Source organism: Azospirillum sp. TSO35-2, assembly GCF_003116095.1.
Classification (GTDB): domain Bacteria; phylum Pseudomonadota; class Alphaproteobacteria; order Azospirillales; family Azospirillaceae; genus Azospirillum.
On record NZ_LGRA01000021.1, the window covers coordinates 1,049,179 to 1,066,595 of the forward strand.

At 69.7% G+C, this 17,417-nt stretch carries 16 protein-coding genes; all 16 read left to right on the top strand.

Going from position 1 to position 17,417, the window contains the following annotated elements:
• The first annotated feature begins 3 nt into the window (after nt 1–3).
• The 16 genes from TSO352_RS20855 to fliD all read left to right on the top strand — a co-directional run bounded on the left by TSO352_RS20855 (nt 4) and on the right by fliD (nt 17,379).
• Entirely contained in the window at nt 4–1,206 is a 1,203-nt protein-coding gene (locus tag TSO352_RS20855) for an ABC transporter permease (RefSeq protein WP_282183894.1), read from the top strand.
• The gene (locus tag TSO352_RS20860; protein WP_109109163.1) at nt 1,203–2,147 is read left to right on the top strand and encodes an ABC transporter ATP-binding protein; all 945 of its coding nucleotides are present in this window, start codon (nt 1,203–1,205) and stop codon (nt 2,145–2,147) included. Before TSO352_RS20855 ends, TSO352_RS20860 begins: the two co-directional genes overlap by 4 nt.
• Nucleotides 2,144–2,905 carry an ABC transporter permease gene (locus TSO352_RS20865; RefSeq protein ID WP_247872281.1) on the top strand — a complete coding sequence of 254 codons (762 nt, stop codon included), beginning with the start codon at nt 2,144–2,146 and terminating at the stop codon, nt 2,903–2,905. The genes TSO352_RS20860 and TSO352_RS20865 overlap by 4 nt, the downstream gene beginning before the upstream one ends.
• A 130-nt stretch (nt 2,906–3,035) precedes the next feature.
• Nucleotides 3,036–4,040: a thiamine pyrophosphate-dependent dehydrogenase E1 component subunit alpha gene (locus TSO352_RS20870; protein WP_109110773.1), complete on the top strand. Its 1,005-nt coding sequence runs from the start codon at nt 3,036–3,038 to the stop codon at nt 4,038–4,040.
• Nucleotides 4,041–4,059: 19 nt separating this feature from the next.
• Nucleotides 4,060–5,031 (top strand): pyruvate dehydrogenase complex E1 component subunit beta, encoded by a 972-nt coding sequence (locus TSO352_RS20875; protein WP_109109164.1) that lies wholly within the window; start codon nt 4,060–4,062, stop codon nt 5,029–5,031.
• A 50-nt stretch (nt 5,032–5,081) separates the two neighbouring features.
• A complete protein-coding gene (locus TSO352_RS20880) occupies nt 5,082–5,582 on the top strand; it encodes a cytochrome c (RefSeq protein WP_109109165.1) in 501 nt (166 codons plus the stop codon).
• 264 nt (nt 5,583–5,846) lie between these two features.
• The gene (locus TSO352_RS20885; protein WP_109109166.1) at nt 5,847–7,946 is read left to right on the top strand and encodes a 3-hydroxyacyl-CoA dehydrogenase NAD-binding domain-containing protein; all 2,100 of its coding nucleotides are present in this window, start codon (nt 5,847–5,849) and stop codon (nt 7,944–7,946) included.
• Nucleotides 7,947–8,065: 119 nt separating this feature from the next.
• Complete coding sequence (locus TSO352_RS20890) at nt 8,066–8,563, top strand: hypothetical protein (RefSeq protein WP_109109167.1); 498 nt, start codon at nt 8,066–8,068, stop codon at nt 8,561–8,563.
• A 281-nt stretch (nt 8,564–8,844) separates the two neighbouring features.
• The gene (locus TSO352_RS20900; RefSeq protein WP_247872282.1) at nt 8,845–9,546 is read left to right on the top strand and encodes a flagellar hook capping FlgD N-terminal domain-containing protein; all 702 of its coding nucleotides are present in this window, start codon (nt 8,845–8,847) and stop codon (nt 9,544–9,546) included.
• 37 nt (nt 9,547–9,583) lie between these two features.
• Nucleotides 9,584–10,879, top strand: coding sequence for a flagellar hook protein FlgE (gene flgE, locus TSO352_RS20905; protein WP_109109169.1), 1,296 nt, complete (start codon nt 9,584–9,586; stop codon nt 10,877–10,879).
• Nucleotides 10,880–10,883: 4 nt separating this feature from the next.
• Nucleotides 10,884–11,189, top strand: a complete 306-nt coding sequence (locus tag TSO352_RS20910) for a hypothetical protein (RefSeq protein ID WP_247872283.1) — start codon at nt 10,884–10,886, stop codon at nt 11,187–11,189.
• A gap of 103 nt (nt 11,190–11,292) precedes the next feature.
• Nucleotides 11,293–11,841, top strand: coding sequence for a hypothetical protein (locus TSO352_RS20915; RefSeq protein WP_109109170.1), 549 nt, complete (start codon nt 11,293–11,295; stop codon nt 11,839–11,841).
• Between the two features lie 27 nt (nt 11,842–11,868).
• Nucleotides 11,869–13,614 (top strand): flagellar hook-associated protein FlgK, encoded by a 1,746-nt coding sequence (flgK, locus tag TSO352_RS20920; protein WP_109109171.1) that lies wholly within the window; start codon nt 11,869–11,871, stop codon nt 13,612–13,614.
• Between the two features lie 11 nt (nt 13,615–13,625).
• A complete protein-coding gene (locus TSO352_RS20925) occupies nt 13,626–14,537 on the top strand; it encodes a flagellin (protein ID WP_109109172.1) in 912 nt (303 codons plus the stop codon).
• A 140-nt stretch (nt 14,538–14,677) separates the two neighbouring features.
• A complete protein-coding gene (locus tag TSO352_RS20930) occupies nt 14,678–15,502 on the top strand; it encodes a flagellin (RefSeq protein ID WP_109109173.1) in 825 nt (274 codons plus the stop codon).
• A gap of 176 nt (nt 15,503–15,678) precedes the next feature.
• Entirely contained in the window at nt 15,679–17,379 is a 1,701-nt protein-coding gene (fliD, locus tag TSO352_RS20935; protein WP_109109174.1) for a flagellar filament capping protein FliD, read from the top strand.
• The last annotated feature ends 38 nt before the right edge of the window (nt 17,380–17,417 follow it).

Below are 17,417 nucleotides of genomic sequence, written 5' to 3' on the forward strand. Positions count from 1 at the left end.
GACGTGACCGCCGCATCGCCCTCCACCCCGCCCGCCCTCCTGCACAACCGTGTCGCCCTGCTGATGGCGCTGGCCGCCGCGGTCGCCGCCGTGGCGCTGCCCTTCCTCGGCTTCGCGCCCAACCGGCTGCTGTCGGGCCGGCCGGTTGCGCTGTGGGCGGCGGTGCAGGGGCCGGGGGACGTGGCGGCGCTGCTGCCGGGCCTGCTGCTGCTGGCGAGCCCCGTCCTGCGGCCGCACCGCGCCGGGCTGGCCCTGACGGTGGCGGCGGGGGCGCTGTTCGCCGCCGCGCTGGTCTGGCTGGCGGGGGAGCAGGCGGGGCGGCTGGCCGCCGGTGCCTCGGCCGCGGCGCGGACCTCCTTCGCCTCGGGCTTCTGGGTGATGGCGGCGGCCGGGCTGCTGACCGCCATCGACGCCGGCCGCCGGCTCGGGCTCGGCACCGTCGGCCGGCTGGCGGTGGGCGGGGCGGTCGCCGGGCTGGTGGCGCTGCAACTGGCGTCCGGTCATCTCGACCAGCTCTCGATCCTCAAGGAATACGCCAACCGGCGCGAGGTGTTCGCCGACGCCGTGCTGCGCCACGCCACGCTGGTGGCGGCGGCGCTGGTGCCGACGCTGCTGGTCGGCGTGCCGCTGGGCATCGCGGCGCACCGGGTGGCGGCGGTCGGCCGTGCCGTGTTCCCGGTGCTGAACGTGGTGCAGACGGTGCCGTCGATCGCGCTGTTCGGGCTGCTGATGGCGCCCTTGGCCGCGCTGGGCGCCGCGCTGCCGGGAACCGGGATCAGCGGGGTCGGGCCGCTGCCGGCGGTGATCGCGCTGACCTTCTATTCGCTGCTGCCGATCGTCCGCAACATCGCGGTCGGGCTGGACGGCGTGCCCGCCCCGGTGCGCGAGGCGGCGCGCGGCATGGGGCTGACGCCGCGCCAGATCTTCCTGCGCGTCGACCTGCCGCTGGCCCTGCCGGTGTTCCTGTCGGGGCTGCGCATCACCGTGGTGCAGGCGGTCGGGCTGGCGGCGGTCGCCGCGCTGATCGGCGCCGGCGGGCTGGGCGCCATCATGTTCCAGGGGCTGTTCGCCAACGCGCTGGACCTTGTGCTGCTGGGCGCCGTTCCGGTGATCCTGCTGGCGGTGGCCGCCGACGCGCTGCTGTCGATCGGCATCGCCGCCGCCACCCGCCATCTGGGCCTGGTCCAAGGAAGGAAAGCGCCATGATCGCGTTCGAGCACGTCACCAAGCGCTTCGGTTCCTGGACGGCGGTCGAATCCGTCTCCTTCACCGTGGCGGAGGGGGAGTTCCGCGTGCTGATCGGCCCGTCGGGATCGGGCAAGTCGACGGTGCTGCGGATGATCAACCGGCTGATCCCGGCCGACGAGGGCGTCGTCCGCATCGACGGCGAGGACATCGCCTCGTTGAAGCCGGAGGAACTGCGCCGGCGCATGGGCTACGTCATCCAGTCGGTCGGGCTGTTCCCGCACTGGACGGTGGAGCGCAACATCGCCACCGTGCCCGCCCTGCTCGGCTGGCCGAAGGCGCGCATTCGCGACCGGGTGACGGAGCTGCTGGAGCTGCTGAACCTCGACCCGCGCCGCTACCGCACCGCCTACCCGCACCAGCTCTCGGGCGGCCAGCAGCAGCGCGTCGGCGTCGCCCGCGCCCTGGCGGCGGAGCCGCGCATCCTGCTGATGGACGAGCCGTTCAGCGCGCTCGACCCCATCACCCGCAGCAGCCTGCAGGCCGAGCTGTCGACGATCCATCGGCGCACCGGCACCACCGTGGTCTTCGTCACCCACGACATGGACGAGGCGCTGCGGCTGGGCGACAGCATCGCGGTGATGGACCATGGCCGGATGATCCAGTGCGCCACGCCGCTGGACATCCTGACCCGCCCGGCAAGCCCGCTGGTCCGCGACCTCGTCGGACGCGAGGAATGGGGGCTGAAGCGGCTGTCGGTCGAAACCGTCGGCGACCGTGCCCGCCCGCATGAAAACCTGACCGGCTCGCCGCTGGCCAGCGAAACGCCGCTGCACCAGGCCCTGTCGGAGATGGTGGCCCGCGGCACCGAACGGCTGCCGGTGGTCGACGGCGACGGCCGGCCGGCCGGCGTGCTGCACCTGTCCGATCTGGTGCGGCCCGGGTCGGGCGGGCACGCATGAACGGCGCGGCCGGCATGGCGCCGCGCGACCTGCTGACCGACCGGCTGATGCTGGGGCTGGCGGCGCTGGTGGCGCTGGTGCTGGGCATGCCGGCGCTGAAGCCGCTGTTCGCGACGCTCTACCCGACGCTGGACCGCCCGCTCTACGAGGCGGAAAGCTTCCTGCGGCTGACGCTGGACCATATGGCGCTGGTCGGGCTGTCCAGCCTCGCCGCCATCCTGCTGGGCGGCGGCGCCGGCATCGCCGTCACCCGGCCGTGGGGGCGGGAGTTCCGCGGCCTGCTGGAGACGCTGGCGACGATGGGCCAGACCTTCCCGCCGGTGGCGGTGCTGGCGCTGGCGGTGCCGGTGATCGGCTTCGGCGCGGAACCGGCGCTCATCGCGCTGACGCTCTACGCCCTGCTGCCGGTGGTGGAGAACACCATCGCCGGGCTGGAGGGGGTGCCGGCCGCGGTGCTGGACTCCGCCCGCGGGCTGGGCATGGGACCGCTGGAGGTCCTGTTCCGGGTGGAGCTGCCGCTCGCCGCGCCGGTGATCCTGGCCGGGGTGCGCACCGCCGTCGTCATCAACGTCGGCACCGCCGCCATCGCCTCGACCGTGGGGGCGAAGACTCTCGGCCTGCCGATCATCGTCGGGCTGAACGGCTCCAACCAGGCCTACGTCATCCAGGGCGCCCTGATCGTGGCGGCGCTGGCGGTGGTGATCGACGCCGCTTTCGACCGGCTGGCACGCTGGGCGACGCGGTGGAGCCAGAGCTGAGCGGAAGAAAGTTATCTTATCTGAGACACTTACGAAACTTTTAGCATTCCGCTAAGCAACAGTTAGTATCCGAACCATAATTAGCGTGCGTATGGTCAGCTCCGCAAACGACGTCACGGAGACGACCCGCATGACCGCCTTTCTTTCTCCGGATCCGGCCGTTCTGGACCCCGCCCCGCTCGATCCCGCCCCTCTGGATCCGGTTGCGGCCCTGGAACGCATGATGCTGATCCGGGCCTATGAGGAAACCCTGATCGACCTGCACGGCCGGGGCCGCGCCGCCGGCACCTGCACCGCCGTCGGGCAGGAGGCGCCGGCCGTCGGCGTCGTGTCGGCGCTGACCGCCGACGACCTGATCCTGACCAACCACCGCAGCGCCGGCCATCTGCTGGCCCGCGGCGCCGACCCCGGCCGCATGCTGGCGGAGGTGATGGGCAAGCGCGACGGCTATTGCGGCGGCAAGAGCGGCTCGCTGCACATCTCGGCCAAGGAGCTGGGTGTCGTGCTGACCTCCACCATCGTCGGTGGCGAGCTGGCGCTGGCGACCGGTGTCGGGCTGTCGCGGACGATGCTGAAGCAGCCCGGCATCGTCGCCTGCTTCTTCGGCGACGGCGCCGCCTGCGAGGGGCGGTTCCACGAATCCCTCAACCTTGCGGCGGTGTGGAACCTGCCGATCCTCTATGTCTGCGAAAACAACCAGTGGCAGGCCTTCGTCCACCGCCAGGAGACGATGGCGGCCGACGGCATCGCCGGACAGGCCGCGGCGCTCGGCGTCGCCAGCGCGGTGGTCGACGGCAACGACCCGCTGGCGGTCCACGACGCCGCCCGCACCGCCATCGCCGCCATCCGCCGGACGGCCAAGCCCTTCCTGCTGGAGGCGAAGACCTACCGCCTGCGCGGCCATTTCGAGCCCGACGACCAGTCCTACGTCGACAAGGCCGAGCTGGTGCACTGGCGTGGGCGCGACCCCATCCCGCGGCTGCGCGACCGGCTGGAGCGCGACGGCCGCCTGACCGCCGCCGACGCCGCCCGCATCGAGGCCCGCGTCCGCGCGACGATGGAGGCCGCCACCGCCTTCGCCGACGCCAGCCCCTATCCCGGCGCCGACGCGCTGACCACCGACGTCTACGCCTGACCTTCGGGAGACCGCTTTCATGACCACGATGACCGTCAACGACGCGATCTCCGCCGCGCTGGCCGAGGAGATGCGCCGCGATCCGACCGTGCTGATCTTCGGCGAAGGCGTCGCGACCAAGCGCCGCGACCTGCTGGAGGAATTCGGCGCGGCGCGGGTGCGCAACACCCCGCTGGCCGAGGGCATCATCGCCGGCACCGCCGCCGGGGCCGCCGCCACCGGCCTGCGCCCGGTGATCGACCTGCTGTTCGCCCCCTTCCTCTGCTACGCGATGGACGAGATCGTCAACAGCGCCGGCAAGCTGCGCTACCTGTCCGGCGGGCAGTTCCAGTTCCCGATGGTGGTGCTGGCGATGACCGGCGCCGGCTGGGGCGTCGGCGCCCAGCACAACCACAACAACGAGAGCTGGTTCGTCCACAGCCCCGGCCTGAAGATCGTCATGCCCTCCACCCCCGCCGACTTCAAGGGGCTGATGAAGACGGCGATCCGCGACGACAACCCGGTGCTGGTCTTTGCCGACATCGCGCTCGGCTACACCCCCGGCGAGGTGCCGGAGGATGCCGAGGCCATCCCGCTGGGCAAGGCGGCGCTGCGGCGCGAGGGCACCGACGTCACGCTGGTGTCCTACGCCAAGACCGTCGGCACCTGCCTGCAGGCGGCCGACGCCCTGGCGGCGGACGGCATCGACGCCGAGGTGATCGACCTGCGCAGCCTGAAGCCGCTCGACGAGGCGGCGATCCTGCGCTCCGTCGCCAAGACCGGCCGGCTGGTCGTGGTGCACGAGGCGAGCCGCCTGTGCGGCGTCGGTGCGGAGGTCGCGGCGCTGGTCGCCGAAAAGGCCTTCGCCAGCCTGCGCGCCCCCGTCCTGCGGCTGACCGGCCCCGACGCCCCCGCCCCGGCCAGCTTCCCGCTGGAACAGGCCTTCGTTCCCCAGCCCGACGCGGTGGTCGCCGCGGTCCAATCGCTGATGCTGGACGTCGTCGCCGCCTGAGTTCGCGCGGTCGTCCTGCCCCCACCCCATCATCGTCCCCGGAGCCTGCCATGATCCGCCACACCCTGTCCGCCCTGCTGCTCTCCGCCGCCGCCCTTGGCGCCCTCGCCGCCCCGGCCATGGCCGACGACGCCGTCGCCCGCGGCAAGTATCTCGTCACCGTCATCAGCTGCGGTGACTGCCACACGCCGGGTCACCTGCTCGGCAAGCCCGACATGGCCCGCATGCTGGGCGGGTCGGAGGTCGGGTTCGAGATCCCCGGGCTGGGCGTCTTCCACGGCCCCAACCTGACGCCCGACAAGGACACCGGGCTGGGCAACTGGACCGAGGACCAGATCGTCACCGCCATCCGCACCGGCAAGCGGCCGGACGGGCGCATGCTGGCGCCGGTCATGCCCTGGATGTCCTTCGCCTCGCTGAGCGACGACGACGCCCACGCCATCGCCCGCTACCTGAAGAGCCTGCCGCCGGTGCCCAACAAGGTGCCCGGCCCCTTCAGCGCCGCGGAAAAGCCGACCGCCTTCGTCCTGCGCGTCGCCGCACCGCAGTAAGGGCGGTGGAACGGGAATATGCAGACATGCCCCAAGCTGTCATCCCCGCGAAGGCGGGGATCCAGCCGTCTCAACCACTTATGCGCGGAGCCTCCTGGATTCCCGCCTTCGCGGGAATGACAGAAGGCGGGGGAAAGGGCTAAACCGCCACCATATTCCGCACAACGAAATCGAATTCCGAAAACTTGATTCGGCCGGGCCGTCTGCTAGACTGACCGTCCGCGGGCCGAAACGCCCGCAGTCCAGGTCTTTCGGAGAGGGTCGATGCAGCAGAACCAGCAGGTCCACTACGCGCGGTCCGGCCGCGTCGGCGTCATCACCGTCGATTACCCGCCGGTGAACGCGGTCGGCCACGGCGTGCGCAGCGGGCTGCTCGCCGCGCTGGAAACCGGGCTGGCCGATGCCGACGCCGACATCCTGCTGCTGACCTGCGCCGGCCGCACCTTCATGGCCGGCGCCGACATCCGGGAGTTCGGCAAGCCCGCCGCCCCGCCGACCCTGCCGGAGGTGATCGCACGCTTCGACGCCAGCGCCAAGCCGATCGTCGCCGCCATCCACGGCACGGCGCTCGGCGGCGGGCTGGAGGTGGCGCTGGCCTGCCACGTCCGCGTCGCCCTGCGCGGCGCCAAGCTCGGCCTGCCGGAGGTCAAGCTGGGGCTGCTGCCCGGCGCCGGCGGCACGCAGCGGCTGCCCCGGCTGGTCGGTCCGGCCAAGGCGCTGGACATGATCCTCTCGGGCGACCCGGTGTCCGCCGAGGAGGCGCTGGCGCTCGGCCTCGTCGACGCGGTGGAGGACGGGGGCTCGGCGCTGGAAGCCGGCCTGCGCGTCGCCGGCCGGGTCCTGGCGGAGGGCTGGTCCACCCGCCCGGTCAGCGCCCGCAACGACCGGATCGCCGGCACCGACCCCGCCCTGTTCGCCCAGCGCCGCGCCGACTTGGCCCGGCGGCTGCCGCACCTGTTCTCGCCCCACCGCATCGTCGACGCGGTCGAGGCCGCCGTCACCCTGCCCTTCGCCGAAGGGACGGCGCGCGAGCGGGCGCTGTTCCTGCAATGCATGGAATCGCCGCAGCGCGCCGGGCTGATCCACGCCTTCTTCGCCGAGCGCGAGGTCGCCAAGGTCCCCGGCCTGCCCGCCGACACCGCCACCCGCGATGTCCGGTCGGTCGGCGTGGTCGGGGCCGGCACCATGGGCGGCGGCATCGCCATGTGCTTCGCCAACGCCGGCATCCCGGTGGTCCTGCTCGACAGCGCGGCGGAGTCGCTCGACCGCGGCGTGGCGGCGATCCGCCGCAACTACGAGGCGACCGCCCGCAAGGGCCGCCTGACCGCCGCGCAGGTGGAGGAGCGGATGGCGCTGATCCGGCCGGCCGTCTCTTACGCCGACCTCGCCGACGCCGATCTGGTGGTGGAGGCGGCGTTCGAGAGCATGGAGGTCAAGCGGACGATCTTCCAGACGCTCGACCGGACCTGCAAGCCGGGCACGATCCTCGCCACCAACACCTCGACGCTGGACGTCGACGCCATCGCGGCGGCGACCGGCCGGCCGCAGGACGTGCTGGGCATGCATTTCTTCAGCCCGGCCAACGTCATGCGGCTGCTGGAGGTGGTGCGCGGCGCGAAAACCGCCGACGGCGTGCTGGCCACGGTGATGGGGCTGGCCCGCCGGATCGGCAAGGTCGGGGTGGCGGTCGGCGTCTGCTACGGCTTCGTCGGCAACCGCATCCTGCACCAGCGCGGGCGCGAGGCGATGGCGCTGGTCGAGGAGGGCGCCAGCCCGGCGCAGGTCGACCGGGTGCTGACCGAGTTCGGCTTCCCGCTCGGCCATTTCTCGATGACCGACCTCGCCGGCATCGACGTCGGCTGGCGCATCCGCGAGGAACGGCGCAAGGCCGGCGATCCGGAGGCACAGGCGCCCAACTGGCTCGATGCCCTGGCGGAGCGCGGCCGCTACGGCCAGAAGACCGGCGCCGGCGTCTACCGCTACGAGCCCGGCAGCCGCACCCCGATCCCCGACCTGGAGGTCGACGCGGTGATCGCCGAGGACCGCCGCCGCCGCGGCGTCACGCCGCGCCCGGTGAGCGACGAGGAGGTGCGCGAGCGCTGCCTCTACGTCATGGTCAACGAGGCGGCCAAGATCCTGGAGGAGGGCATCGCCGCCCGCCCGGTCGACATCGACGCCATCTGGCTGCACGGCTACGGCTTCCCCGCCCATCGCGGCGGCCTGCTGTTCTGGGCCGACCAGGAGGGGCTGGGCAAGATCGTCGCGGCGGTGGAGCGTTACGACCGCGACATCGGCGGCCCGCAATGGCGCCCCTCCGCGTTGCTCCAGCAATGTGCGGCGCACGGACGGCCGATCGCGTGCTGAAGCGGAAACGCCGGTTACCGGTTCGAAACTCGTTTCATATACTGATTGTCAAGATTCTCCCCTATACTGTTCCCCAGGGCCGCTGACGCGGCCTTGGGATTGGCCGAAGGGGGGAATGCATGAAGGACATCATCGCCGCGACCACCGGCTGGGGCGTTCACGCCGTCGCCTGCACCGGTTTGCGCGACGCCGCACCGGCCTCCTGGGTCGCCTCCCTCCGCAACGCCCTGTCCGACGCCGGGGCCGGGCGCACCCTGTTCCTCGACCTGCGCGAGGTCGGCGACGCACCGCTGCCGGCCTTCCATCTGGGCGCGCTGGCCTCGGTGCTGGTGCTGGCCGAACACAGCGCGGTGCTGGTGTCGGACCTCCGGCACGGCCACGCGCTGTGCGACGCGGTTCGCCGTGCCGGCACCGCCGCGCCGGGCCTGCGCATCCTGCCGTCGACCGGCCGCGACCGGGTGGCCATCGCCGCCGCCTACCAGTGGCTGCTGAACGGCCGCGAACCGGCCGACGCCCTCTCCGCCACCGCCAGCGCCACCGTGGTCCCCTTCCCGGTGGCCGGGCGGACATCACCGGCCAAGCTGGTTCCCCCGACCGGCTTGCGCCACGCCTCGTAACCCTCCCGTCACCGTCTCTGGCACGTCTGTCTCCTTGCCTTCAGCCCCGGCCGGAACTCCCCCAGTTCCAGCCGGGGTTTTTCTTGTCTGCACCGTCTCCCTGATTTTTTCCAAAAAACCGCGCCAGCTTTCGCCCCCCGTTCCGTGGATAGCCACAGAACGAATGGGGCGGCCCCGGCCCGACGGCCGGCACACCGCCCTTCCCTGAACGACACCGGCCTTTTTTCCCGCGAATTCCCACCCGGAGTCCGCGAACGGGCCGCGATTGGGTGGAGATGGCGATGCTGGTGGATTCGGTCACGTCCACGTCTTCGACAAGCTCGACGACCAGTTCCACGACGTCGTCGACCAGTTCGACCTCCCTGCTGGGCGACGATTCGTCGGCCTTCCTGACCCTGCTGTTGAAGCAGCTGGAGGTGCAGGACCCGACCAACCCGGTCGACGCCAGCACCTACACGTCGCAGCTCGTCCAGCTCTCCTCGCTGGACCAGCAGATGGCGATGAACGACAAGCTGGACGAGCTGACCTCCACCGTGTCCGACCTCAGCAGCACGGTCAGCAGCAGCCTGGGCTCCGGCAGCAGCGCCATCAGCTATTACGGCCAGACGGTCGAGGCCGAAGGCTCCACCACCCCGTTGCAGGACGGCGAAGCGACCTGGGAGTACGACCTCGATTCCGCGGCGTCCTCGGTCCAGCTGACGATCACCGACAGTTCGGGCAACACCGTCTACAGCGACACCAGCTCCTCGACCGCCGCCGGCACCCACGCGGTGACCTGGGACGGCATCGGCACCAACGGCCAGAGCTACAGCAGCGGCAATTACACGCTGACGATCAAGGCGCTCGACGCCAACGGCAACGCCATCGACACGACGACGCGCTTCAAGGGCACGGTGACCTCGGTCGACAGCTCGTCCGGTTCCGCGGTGCTCAGCGTCGGCGGCGTAACCCTGTCGGCGGACGACGTGCTGTCGGTCTCCTGATCCCCCCTCCCCCGGATTTCAAAAGACAGGTGCCGCCATGAGCATCACCAGCGCAATGTACAGCGCCACGTCCGGCCTGACCGCCCAGAGCAAGGCGCTCGCCAGCATCTCCAGCAACATCGCCAATTCCAGCACCACCGGCTTCAAGGGCACGGTCACCGAGTTCACGTCCTACATCAACAAGACGACGACGGTGGACGAGCAGGTCGGCGGCGTCATCGCCTCCAACACCCGCAACGTCAGCCGCCAGGGCGAGATCCAGTCGTCGGCCACCTCCACCAACCTGGCGGTGAACGGCGACGGCTTCTTCGTGGTGTCGAACGAGACCACCGACGGCGGCACCTACTTCACCCGCAACGGCTCCTTCTCCACCGATTCCAACGGCTATCTGGTCAATTCGGAAGACTACTACCTCGAAGGCTGGAAGCTGGCCGACGACGGCACCGTCAGCGCCAGCAACAAGACCTCCACCGACAGCCTGGAAGCCATCAACCTCTCCAGCATCAAGGGCACGCCCAAGGCGACCTCGACGCTGGGGCTGGAAGCCAACCTGCCGTCCGACGCCGACACCGGCGACAGCTTCACCACCGACATCGAAATGTTCGACGCGCTGGGCAACAGCCATTCGGTGACGATGACCTGGAGCAAGACCGCCGACAACACCTGGTCGGTCGATGCGTCGAACCCGGTCAGCTCCGACGACAGCACGACGACCACCGGCACCATCTCCGGCTTCCCGATCACCATCAGCTTCAACAGCGACGGCTCGCTGGCCAGCGCCACCCAGAACGGCACGACGGTCGATCCCTCGGCCATCTCCTACTCGGTCAGCGGCTGGACCACCGGCGCCAGCGACAGCACGGTGACGCTCGACCTCGGCACCGCCAACGGCACCGACGGGCTGACGCAATACGCGTCCGGCGAGGACACGCCGGCGATCGGCGACTGGACCGCGACGCAGAACGGCTACGAGCCCGGCACGCTGACCGGCACCACCATCGACAGCAGCGGCATCGTGCGCGCCACCTTCGACAACGGTGAGACGCGGGCGATCTACCAGATCCCGATCGCGACCTTCGCCAACGCCGACGGGCTGGACAGCGAGAGCGGCAGCACCTTCACCCAGACCTACGAGTCCGGCAACTACCAGCTCCGCACCGCCGGCGACGGCAAGGCCGGCGATATCGAGGCCAGCTCGCTGGAAAGCTCCACCGTCGAGATGACCGACGAGTTCAGCCGGATGATCGTCGCCCAGCAGGCCTATTCCGCCGCCTCCAAGGTGATGACGACGGCGCAGGACATGCTGGACACGCTGATCTCGATGAAGCGGTGACGCCATGCCCGCCCAAAAATCCGCCCAAAGGCCCGCCAGGACACCGATCGACGACCGCTTCGCCGAACCCGAGGCCCTGTTGCTCGAGCATCGGCGGCTGGTTGCGCAGGCGCACGCGCTGCTGGCCCGCCCCAGCAGCCGGGTGGAGCGGCTGGCGCTGGCCGACGACCTCATCACCCTGATCGACCGGCTCAACGGCGCCAAGCGGCTGCTGGCCGACCGCATCCGCATGGGCCGCGCGGTGAACACCGCCGTCAGCGCCTATGGCCGGGCCGGCGCCTATGGCCGCAACGCGCCCGGCCGCCGCTGACCCTCGTCGCCGAGGGCGCAAGAAACCGCGCCAGCTTTGCCGCCGCCCCCCGTGGAACCGTCAACACAGCCCGATAGGGGGCACTGAACCCGGAGGCACCGCCATGGCGCTCAAGCAGACCCTGCAAAAGCCGGCCCCGCCGAAAATCGCCTTGAAGAAAGCGGTCGCCCCGGCGACCGCCGACGCACCGACGGCGCCGTCGATCTTCCTGCGCGTCGACGCGGTCGAGGTGCTGGAGGGCTTCGTCACCGAACTGGACCGCGCCGCGGAACGGGCCGAGTTGGCGGTGCGCGAGGGCCGGCCGCGCGACGCGCTGCTGGCGGCGGGCGACATGCAGTCGCTGATGCGGGCGTGGAGGGACCGGCTGGCCGACGCCCTGTCGCAGACCCGCAGCAAGCGGGTGGCCCCGGCGTTGCGCGACGCCGCCCGCGAGGCCGCCCGTCAGGTTCTGCCGACGCTCGCCGCCCGCATGCGGGTGATGGAGGCGCAGATCAAGGTCCACCGCGTTCGGCAGGAAGCGATCGGCGCCGCGCTGCGCGCCGCCTCCACCGCGCCGGTCGGCGTCTACGGCGCCAGCCTGCGCTACGGCGCGCGCACCGCGGTCCATGTGCCGACGCGCACCACCGGCCACGCCTTCGCCGTCACCGTCTGACCGCGTTCGGATTGGGGAGACACCGCCATGTCGCTTCGTGTCGCGAGTTCCATCGCCACATCGGCGCTGCGCACATCCGAAGTCGGGATCGCGGTCGCCTCGTCCAACGTCGCCAACGCCGGCACCGACGGCTACACCCGCAAGACCGCGGCCACCGTCACCCGCGACACCGGCGTCAGCACCGCCAGCGTCGACGTGACATCGGTCACCAGCAACGTCGACCGCTTCCTGCTGAAGACCATCGTGTCGGCGCAATCCGACCTGGGCGCCGCCAAGACCCGCGACAGCTACCTCGACCAGTTGCAGTCCGCCATGGGCACGGTCGCCTCGGACGAGGACAGCAGCGGCAGCGACATCGGCTCGATGATCGACGCGCTGTCCGACACCCTGGCGACGCTGGCCACCGCGCCGGAGAGCGAAAGCGCCAAGGCCGCCACCATCCAGGACCTGTCCGATCTGGCGGAGACTCTGCGCTCCACCTCGTCGTCGGTGCAGTCGCTGCGCGCCCAGGCCGACGACGAGATCGCGACGACGGTCGACACCATCAACGACACGCTCGACACGCTGAACGACCTGAACGACCAGATCGTCAAGGGCAAGGCGCTGGGCCAGAACACCACCGACCTTGAGGACCAGCGCAACACCGCGCTGAAGAGCCTGGCGACCAACATCGACGTCACCTATCAGGTCGACGACAGCGGCCTGATGCGGATCTCGACCAGCTCGGGGAAGTCGCTGCTCGACAGCTCGGTACACGAGCTGTCCTACACGCCGGCCGCCTCGGTCAGCGCCAGCACGGTCTACAGCGCCAGCGGCACCAGCGGCTTCAACGGCATCATGCTGAGCGGCAGCGACGTCACCGGCTCCTCGCTCGGCGGCACGCTGGGGGCGCTGGTGACGTTGCGCGACAGCGACCTGCCGGCCCAGCAGGCCAGCCTGGACGAGTTGGCGACGACCTTGATGGACACGCTGAACGCCATCCAGAACCAGGGCACCGCCTACCCGGCACCGCAGACGCTGACCGGCACCGAAAGCGTGTCGGCTAGCGACGCCCTGAAGGTGACCAGCGGCACCCTGCGCGTCGCCGTCACCGACAGTTCGGGCACGGCGGCCGAAGTGCTGGACATCGACCTGTCCACCCTGTCGACGCTGCAGGACGTGGTCGACGCCATCAACACGATGAGCAACGCCAGCGCCTCGATCTCCAGCGACGGCAAGCTGGTGATCCAGGCCGACAGCGCTGACAACGGCATCGCGCTCGGCGGTGACGACGGCGCGTTTTCGACCGCCTACGGCATGAACGACCTGCTGACCGGCACCGGCGCCTCCGACATCAAGGTGGCGGGCCGCATCACCGCCGACAGCAGCCTGCTCGCCACCTCCGCCCTGTCGGACACCAGCGGCCTGACCGCCGGCGACACGGTGCTGACCAGCGGCGAGGGCTCGGTGGCGAGCGCGCTGAAGGCCGCCTTCTCCGCCAGCCAAAGCTTCGACGCCGCCGGCGGCCTGACCGGGCGGAGCACGACCTTCGCCAGCTACGCCGGCGCGGTGATCCAGAACGCGGCGACGCTCGCCGACACGGCATCGACCGCCTACGACAGCCAGGAAACCTACACCAGCAGCCTGGAGACGACCTTTTCGTCCCAGAGCGGCGTCAACGTCGACGAGGAGACCGCGGCGATCTCCACCCTGCAATCCGCCTACGAGGCCGCCGCGGCGGTCATGAAGACGTTGCAGGAGATGTTCGACACGGCGCTCGACATGGTCCAGTAGAGGAGACCGCGATGGAACGGGTCGCGACCTACAACCATCAGAACACGCTCGTCCAGTACATGATGAAGGCCGAGGCCAAGGTGGCGGCCGAGCAGGTCCGCTCGTCCACCGGCTTGAACTCCACCGACTACAAGGGCATCGCGTCGGACAGCGGCCGGCTGGTCAACCTCGAAAGCCACTACAAGCGGCTGGAGCAGTATGTCGACGAGGGCGAGGTCGTGAACGGCCGCATCCAGTCGATGTACGACGCGGTCGGCGGCATGACCGACCTGACCTCGCGGCTCAGCGCGCTGATCACCGGGTTGCAGGGCGACAACGCCGCCGGCGTCGACGGCGTGGTGGCGGAGGCCAGCGAGCTGATGAAGGAGTTCGCCGGCCTGATGAACACCCAGCAGGAGGGGCGCTACCTGTTCGCCGGCGGCAGCACCGACCAGCCGGCGGTCGACATCGACAGCGGCAGCTACGCGGCAGCGACCTACCCGTCCAGCGCCGACACCAGCTATTACCAGGGCGATTCGACGATCGCGCATTTCCAGGCGGCCGACGATCTGGTGCTGTCCTACGGCGTCACCGCCGACGACCCGGCCTTCGAGAAGGCGCTGCGCGCCTTCAGCCTGATCGCCAACATGTCGACCGATCCGGTGGACGACGATCTGCTGGCCGAGGCGACGCAATTGGCGTCGGACTCGACCGACGGCCTGTCGATCGTCCAGGCCAAGCTGAGCGCGAACAGCGCCTCGCTGGAACGCACGATCGACCGCCACGTCGACGAGCAGCTCGTGCTGCAAACCCAGGTCGACGACATCCGCAGCGTCGATCTGGCGGAATCCACCACCAAGCTGTCGCAGCTCCAGGCGTCGCTCGAGGCAACCATGAGCCTGATGAAGATCCTGGAAGAGAACAACCTGTCCAAGTACCTGTAAAAACGACGTTTTTCTCCCCCGCGCCGGGATGCGCAAAAAAGCGCTAATCCGAACGAAAAAGCCCGCCAGTTTCCGCCGCGTCCGCCGTGAGTCCCAGTGAGGGTCGCCGAAACGGCCCGGTTCGATCAGGAGACCACATCATGCCCGTCATCACGACCAACACGGCTTCCAATTCGGCCCTTCGCTACCTGAACATCAACTCCGCGAGCCAGTCCGACTCGGTCTCGAAGATCGCCAGCGGATCGCGCATCACCAAGGCGTCGGACGACGCGGCGGGCTTGGCCGTCGGCACTTCGCTGCAGTCGGACATCACCGTGCTGAACCAGGCGGCCACCAACGCCTCGCACGGGTCGTCGATCCTGCAGACCGCCGACGGCGGCATGTCGAGCATCTCCGACATGGTGCAGCGCATGCGGTCGCTGGCGACGCAGTCGCTGTCCGGCTCGGTCACCGACAACGAGCGCAGCTATCTGGACGCCGAGTTCCAGCAGTTGTCGGAGGAAATCGACGGTGTCGCCTCGGGCACCCGCTTCAACGACGTGTCGCTGCTCGACGGCACCGGCAACTGGGCGACGGGCGTCGATTTCCGCGTCGGCACCACCTCCACCGACAACATCAACGTCTCCATCGCCGCCACCACCACCACGTCGCTGGGCATCAGCACGCTGGACGTCTCGACCTCGGCGACCGCCGCCGCCGCGCTGACCGCGCTGGACAGCGCGGTGACCAGCCTGTCGGACGCCCGCGCCGACGTCGGCGCGCTGATCTCGCGGTTCGAATTCCGCAGCGACATGATCGACACCACGATCGAGAACACCGAGGCCGCGCAGTCCGACATCATGGACGTCGACGTCGCCGAGGAACAGTCGAAGCTGTCTTCGACCAAGGTGCTGACACAGGCCGCCATCGCGGTCCTCTCCCAAGCGAACTCGATGCCGGAGAATCTGCTCTCCCTTCTCCGCTGACGGTTCGCCGGCCGCCGGTCCGGGACGACGCCGCACAGCCTCACACTCTTGCGGTTCATCGCCGGCCGGCGGCCATCTCCACCCTCATCGTCACCCATCCATCGCCGCTTCGCACCGCCAGCCGCCGCCCCGCCGCCCGGGGTTTCCGCGGTCGGCCACGGGGGAGGTATGCCGTCATGACCACCGTCAGTTCCACCTCCTCCACGACCACCACCACGACCGCGGCCTCCACCGGCTATGCGGCGCTGTCCTCCAGCGATTCCGGCACCGGCATCGATTATGCGACGCTGATCGAGGCGAAAGTGCAGGCGCGACTGGTCAAGTCCGACCGGATCGACGCCAAGATCACCGCCAACGAAGCGAAGATCAGCGCCTACACCGACTTGCAGGATCTGCTGCAAACGGTGAACAGCTCGATCGACGGCCTGCGCAACCGCAGCACATCAACCGGCGCGTCCTCGAACCTGTTCGGCCAGCGCACCGCCTACATCGGCGACGACGACGTGTTCAGCGCCACCGTGGACGACGACACCGACGTCGGGACCTATTCGGTGGTGGTGCAGCAGCTGGCGACCAAGCACAAGATCGGCGCCGACAGCGTCACCAGCAAGACCGACGCGCTGGGCCAGTCCGGCAGCTTCACGCTGCAGGCCGCCGACGGCACCGCGGTGACCATCTCGATGGAATCCGACGACAGCCTGACCGACCTGCGCGACGCGATCAACGCGCAGAAGACCACCAGCGGCGTCACCGCCAGCATCGTGCAGGTCAGCGATTCCAGCTACCAGCTGATCCTGACCGCCAACAACACCGGCGAGGGGATCTCGCTGACCGACGGCGGCGACGGCGTGCTGGGTTCGCTCGGCCTGACCGACAGCGACGGAACGACGATCAAGAACGAACTGGTGGCGGTGCAGGACGCGATCGTCGAGATCGACGGCGTCACCATCACCCGCAGTTCCAACACGATCGACGACGCCATCGAAGGCGTGACGCTGAACCTCTACACCGCCAGCCCCGACACCGCGGTGTCGATGGAGGTGTCGACCGACCTGTCCTCGATCAAGTCGGCGATCTCCGACTTCGTCGACGCCTACAACGCCTACCGCGACTTCGTGGTGCAGCAGCAGGCGACGACCTCCGACGGCACCAAGAGCGACGACGCGACCCTGTTCGCCGACAGCCTGCTGCGGCAGATCACCTCCTCGGTCAGCAGCGCGCTGAACACCACCATCACCACCGACGACGGCACCGTGCTGTCGATGGCCTCGCTCGGCATCACCTTCGACAGCTCCAACAATCTGGAACTGGACGAAGACACGCTGAACACCATGCTGACCGACAACCTCGACGGCGTCAAGCAGTTGCTCGGCCTCAACATGACCGCGTCGTCGAGCCAGTTGTCGTTGCTGCGCTACAACAGCAACCAGTCGTCGCTGTCCTTCACGCTCGACATCGTCAGGGGCGACGACGGAACGCTCAGTTCCGCGTCGGTCGATGGCGACGACAGCCTGTTCACGGTCAGCGGCAACCGCATCGTCGGCGCCACCGGCACCGCCTACGAAGGCATCGTTCTGGTCTACAGCGGCAGCAGCGGCAGCGTCGACGTCGATTTCTCGCAGGGGCTGGCCGACAAGCTCTACAGCGCCATCTCCTCCGCCGCCGACGATTACGACAGCGACCTGACGTCGGCGATCGACGACCTGGAAACCACCGACACCGAGCTGGAAAGCCGCTCCAGCGACATCAAGACCAAGGCGGAAGCCTACCGCACCACGCTGACCGCCTATTACGCCCGGCTGGAGGCGGCGGCGGAGACGGCGGCGCTGCTGCTGCAGCAGTTGACCTACACCGACAGCAGCGACAGCAGCAGTTGACCGCCCTCACCGACGAAAACGCCCCGGACGGCAAGGCC

What these genes read in the sequence shown, in the direction of transcription:
- TSO352_RS20860 (WP_109109163.1), top strand. Translation starts at nt 1,203, where the DNA reads ATGATCGCGTTCGAGCACGTCACCAAGCGCTTCGGTTCCTGGACGGCG.
- TSO352_RS20925 (WP_109109172.1), top strand. Translation starts at nt 13,626, where the DNA reads ATGGAACGGGTCGCGACCTACAACCATCAGAACACGCTCGTCCAGTAC.
- TSO352_RS20870 (WP_109110773.1), top strand. Translation starts at nt 3,036, where the DNA reads ATGACCGCCTTTCTTTCTCCGGATCCGGCCGTTCTGGACCCCGCCCCG.
- TSO352_RS20900 (WP_247872282.1), top strand. Translation starts at nt 8,845, where the DNA reads ATGCTGGTGGATTCGGTCACGTCCACGTCTTCGACAAGCTCGACGACC.
- fliD (WP_109109174.1), top strand. Translation starts at nt 15,679, where the DNA reads ATGACCACCGTCAGTTCCACCTCCTCCACGACCACCACCACGACCGCG.
- TSO352_RS20890 (WP_109109167.1), top strand. Translation starts at nt 8,066, where the DNA reads ATGAAGGACATCATCGCCGCGACCACCGGCTGGGGCGTTCACGCCGTC.
- TSO352_RS20885 (WP_109109166.1), top strand. Translation starts at nt 5,847, where the DNA reads ATGCAGCAGAACCAGCAGGTCCACTACGCGCGGTCCGGCCGCGTCGGC.
- flgK (WP_109109171.1), top strand. Translation starts at nt 11,869, where the DNA reads ATGTCGCTTCGTGTCGCGAGTTCCATCGCCACATCGGCGCTGCGCACA.
- TSO352_RS20865 (WP_247872281.1), top strand. Translation starts at nt 2,144, where the DNA reads ATGAACGGCGCGGCCGGCATGGCGCCGCGCGACCTGCTGACCGACCGG.
- TSO352_RS20930 (WP_109109173.1), top strand. Translation starts at nt 14,678, where the DNA reads ATGCCCGTCATCACGACCAACACGGCTTCCAATTCGGCCCTTCGCTAC.
- TSO352_RS20875 (WP_109109164.1), top strand. Translation starts at nt 4,060, where the DNA reads ATGACCACGATGACCGTCAACGACGCGATCTCCGCCGCGCTGGCCGAG.
- TSO352_RS20910 (WP_247872283.1), top strand. Translation starts at nt 10,884, where the DNA reads ATGCCCGCCCAAAAATCCGCCCAAAGGCCCGCCAGGACACCGATCGAC.
- flgE (WP_109109169.1), top strand. Translation starts at nt 9,584, where the DNA reads ATGAGCATCACCAGCGCAATGTACAGCGCCACGTCCGGCCTGACCGCC.
- TSO352_RS20880 (WP_109109165.1), top strand. Translation starts at nt 5,082, where the DNA reads ATGATCCGCCACACCCTGTCCGCCCTGCTGCTCTCCGCCGCCGCCCTT.
- TSO352_RS20915 (WP_109109170.1), top strand. Translation starts at nt 11,293, where the DNA reads ATGGCGCTCAAGCAGACCCTGCAAAAGCCGGCCCCGCCGAAAATCGCC.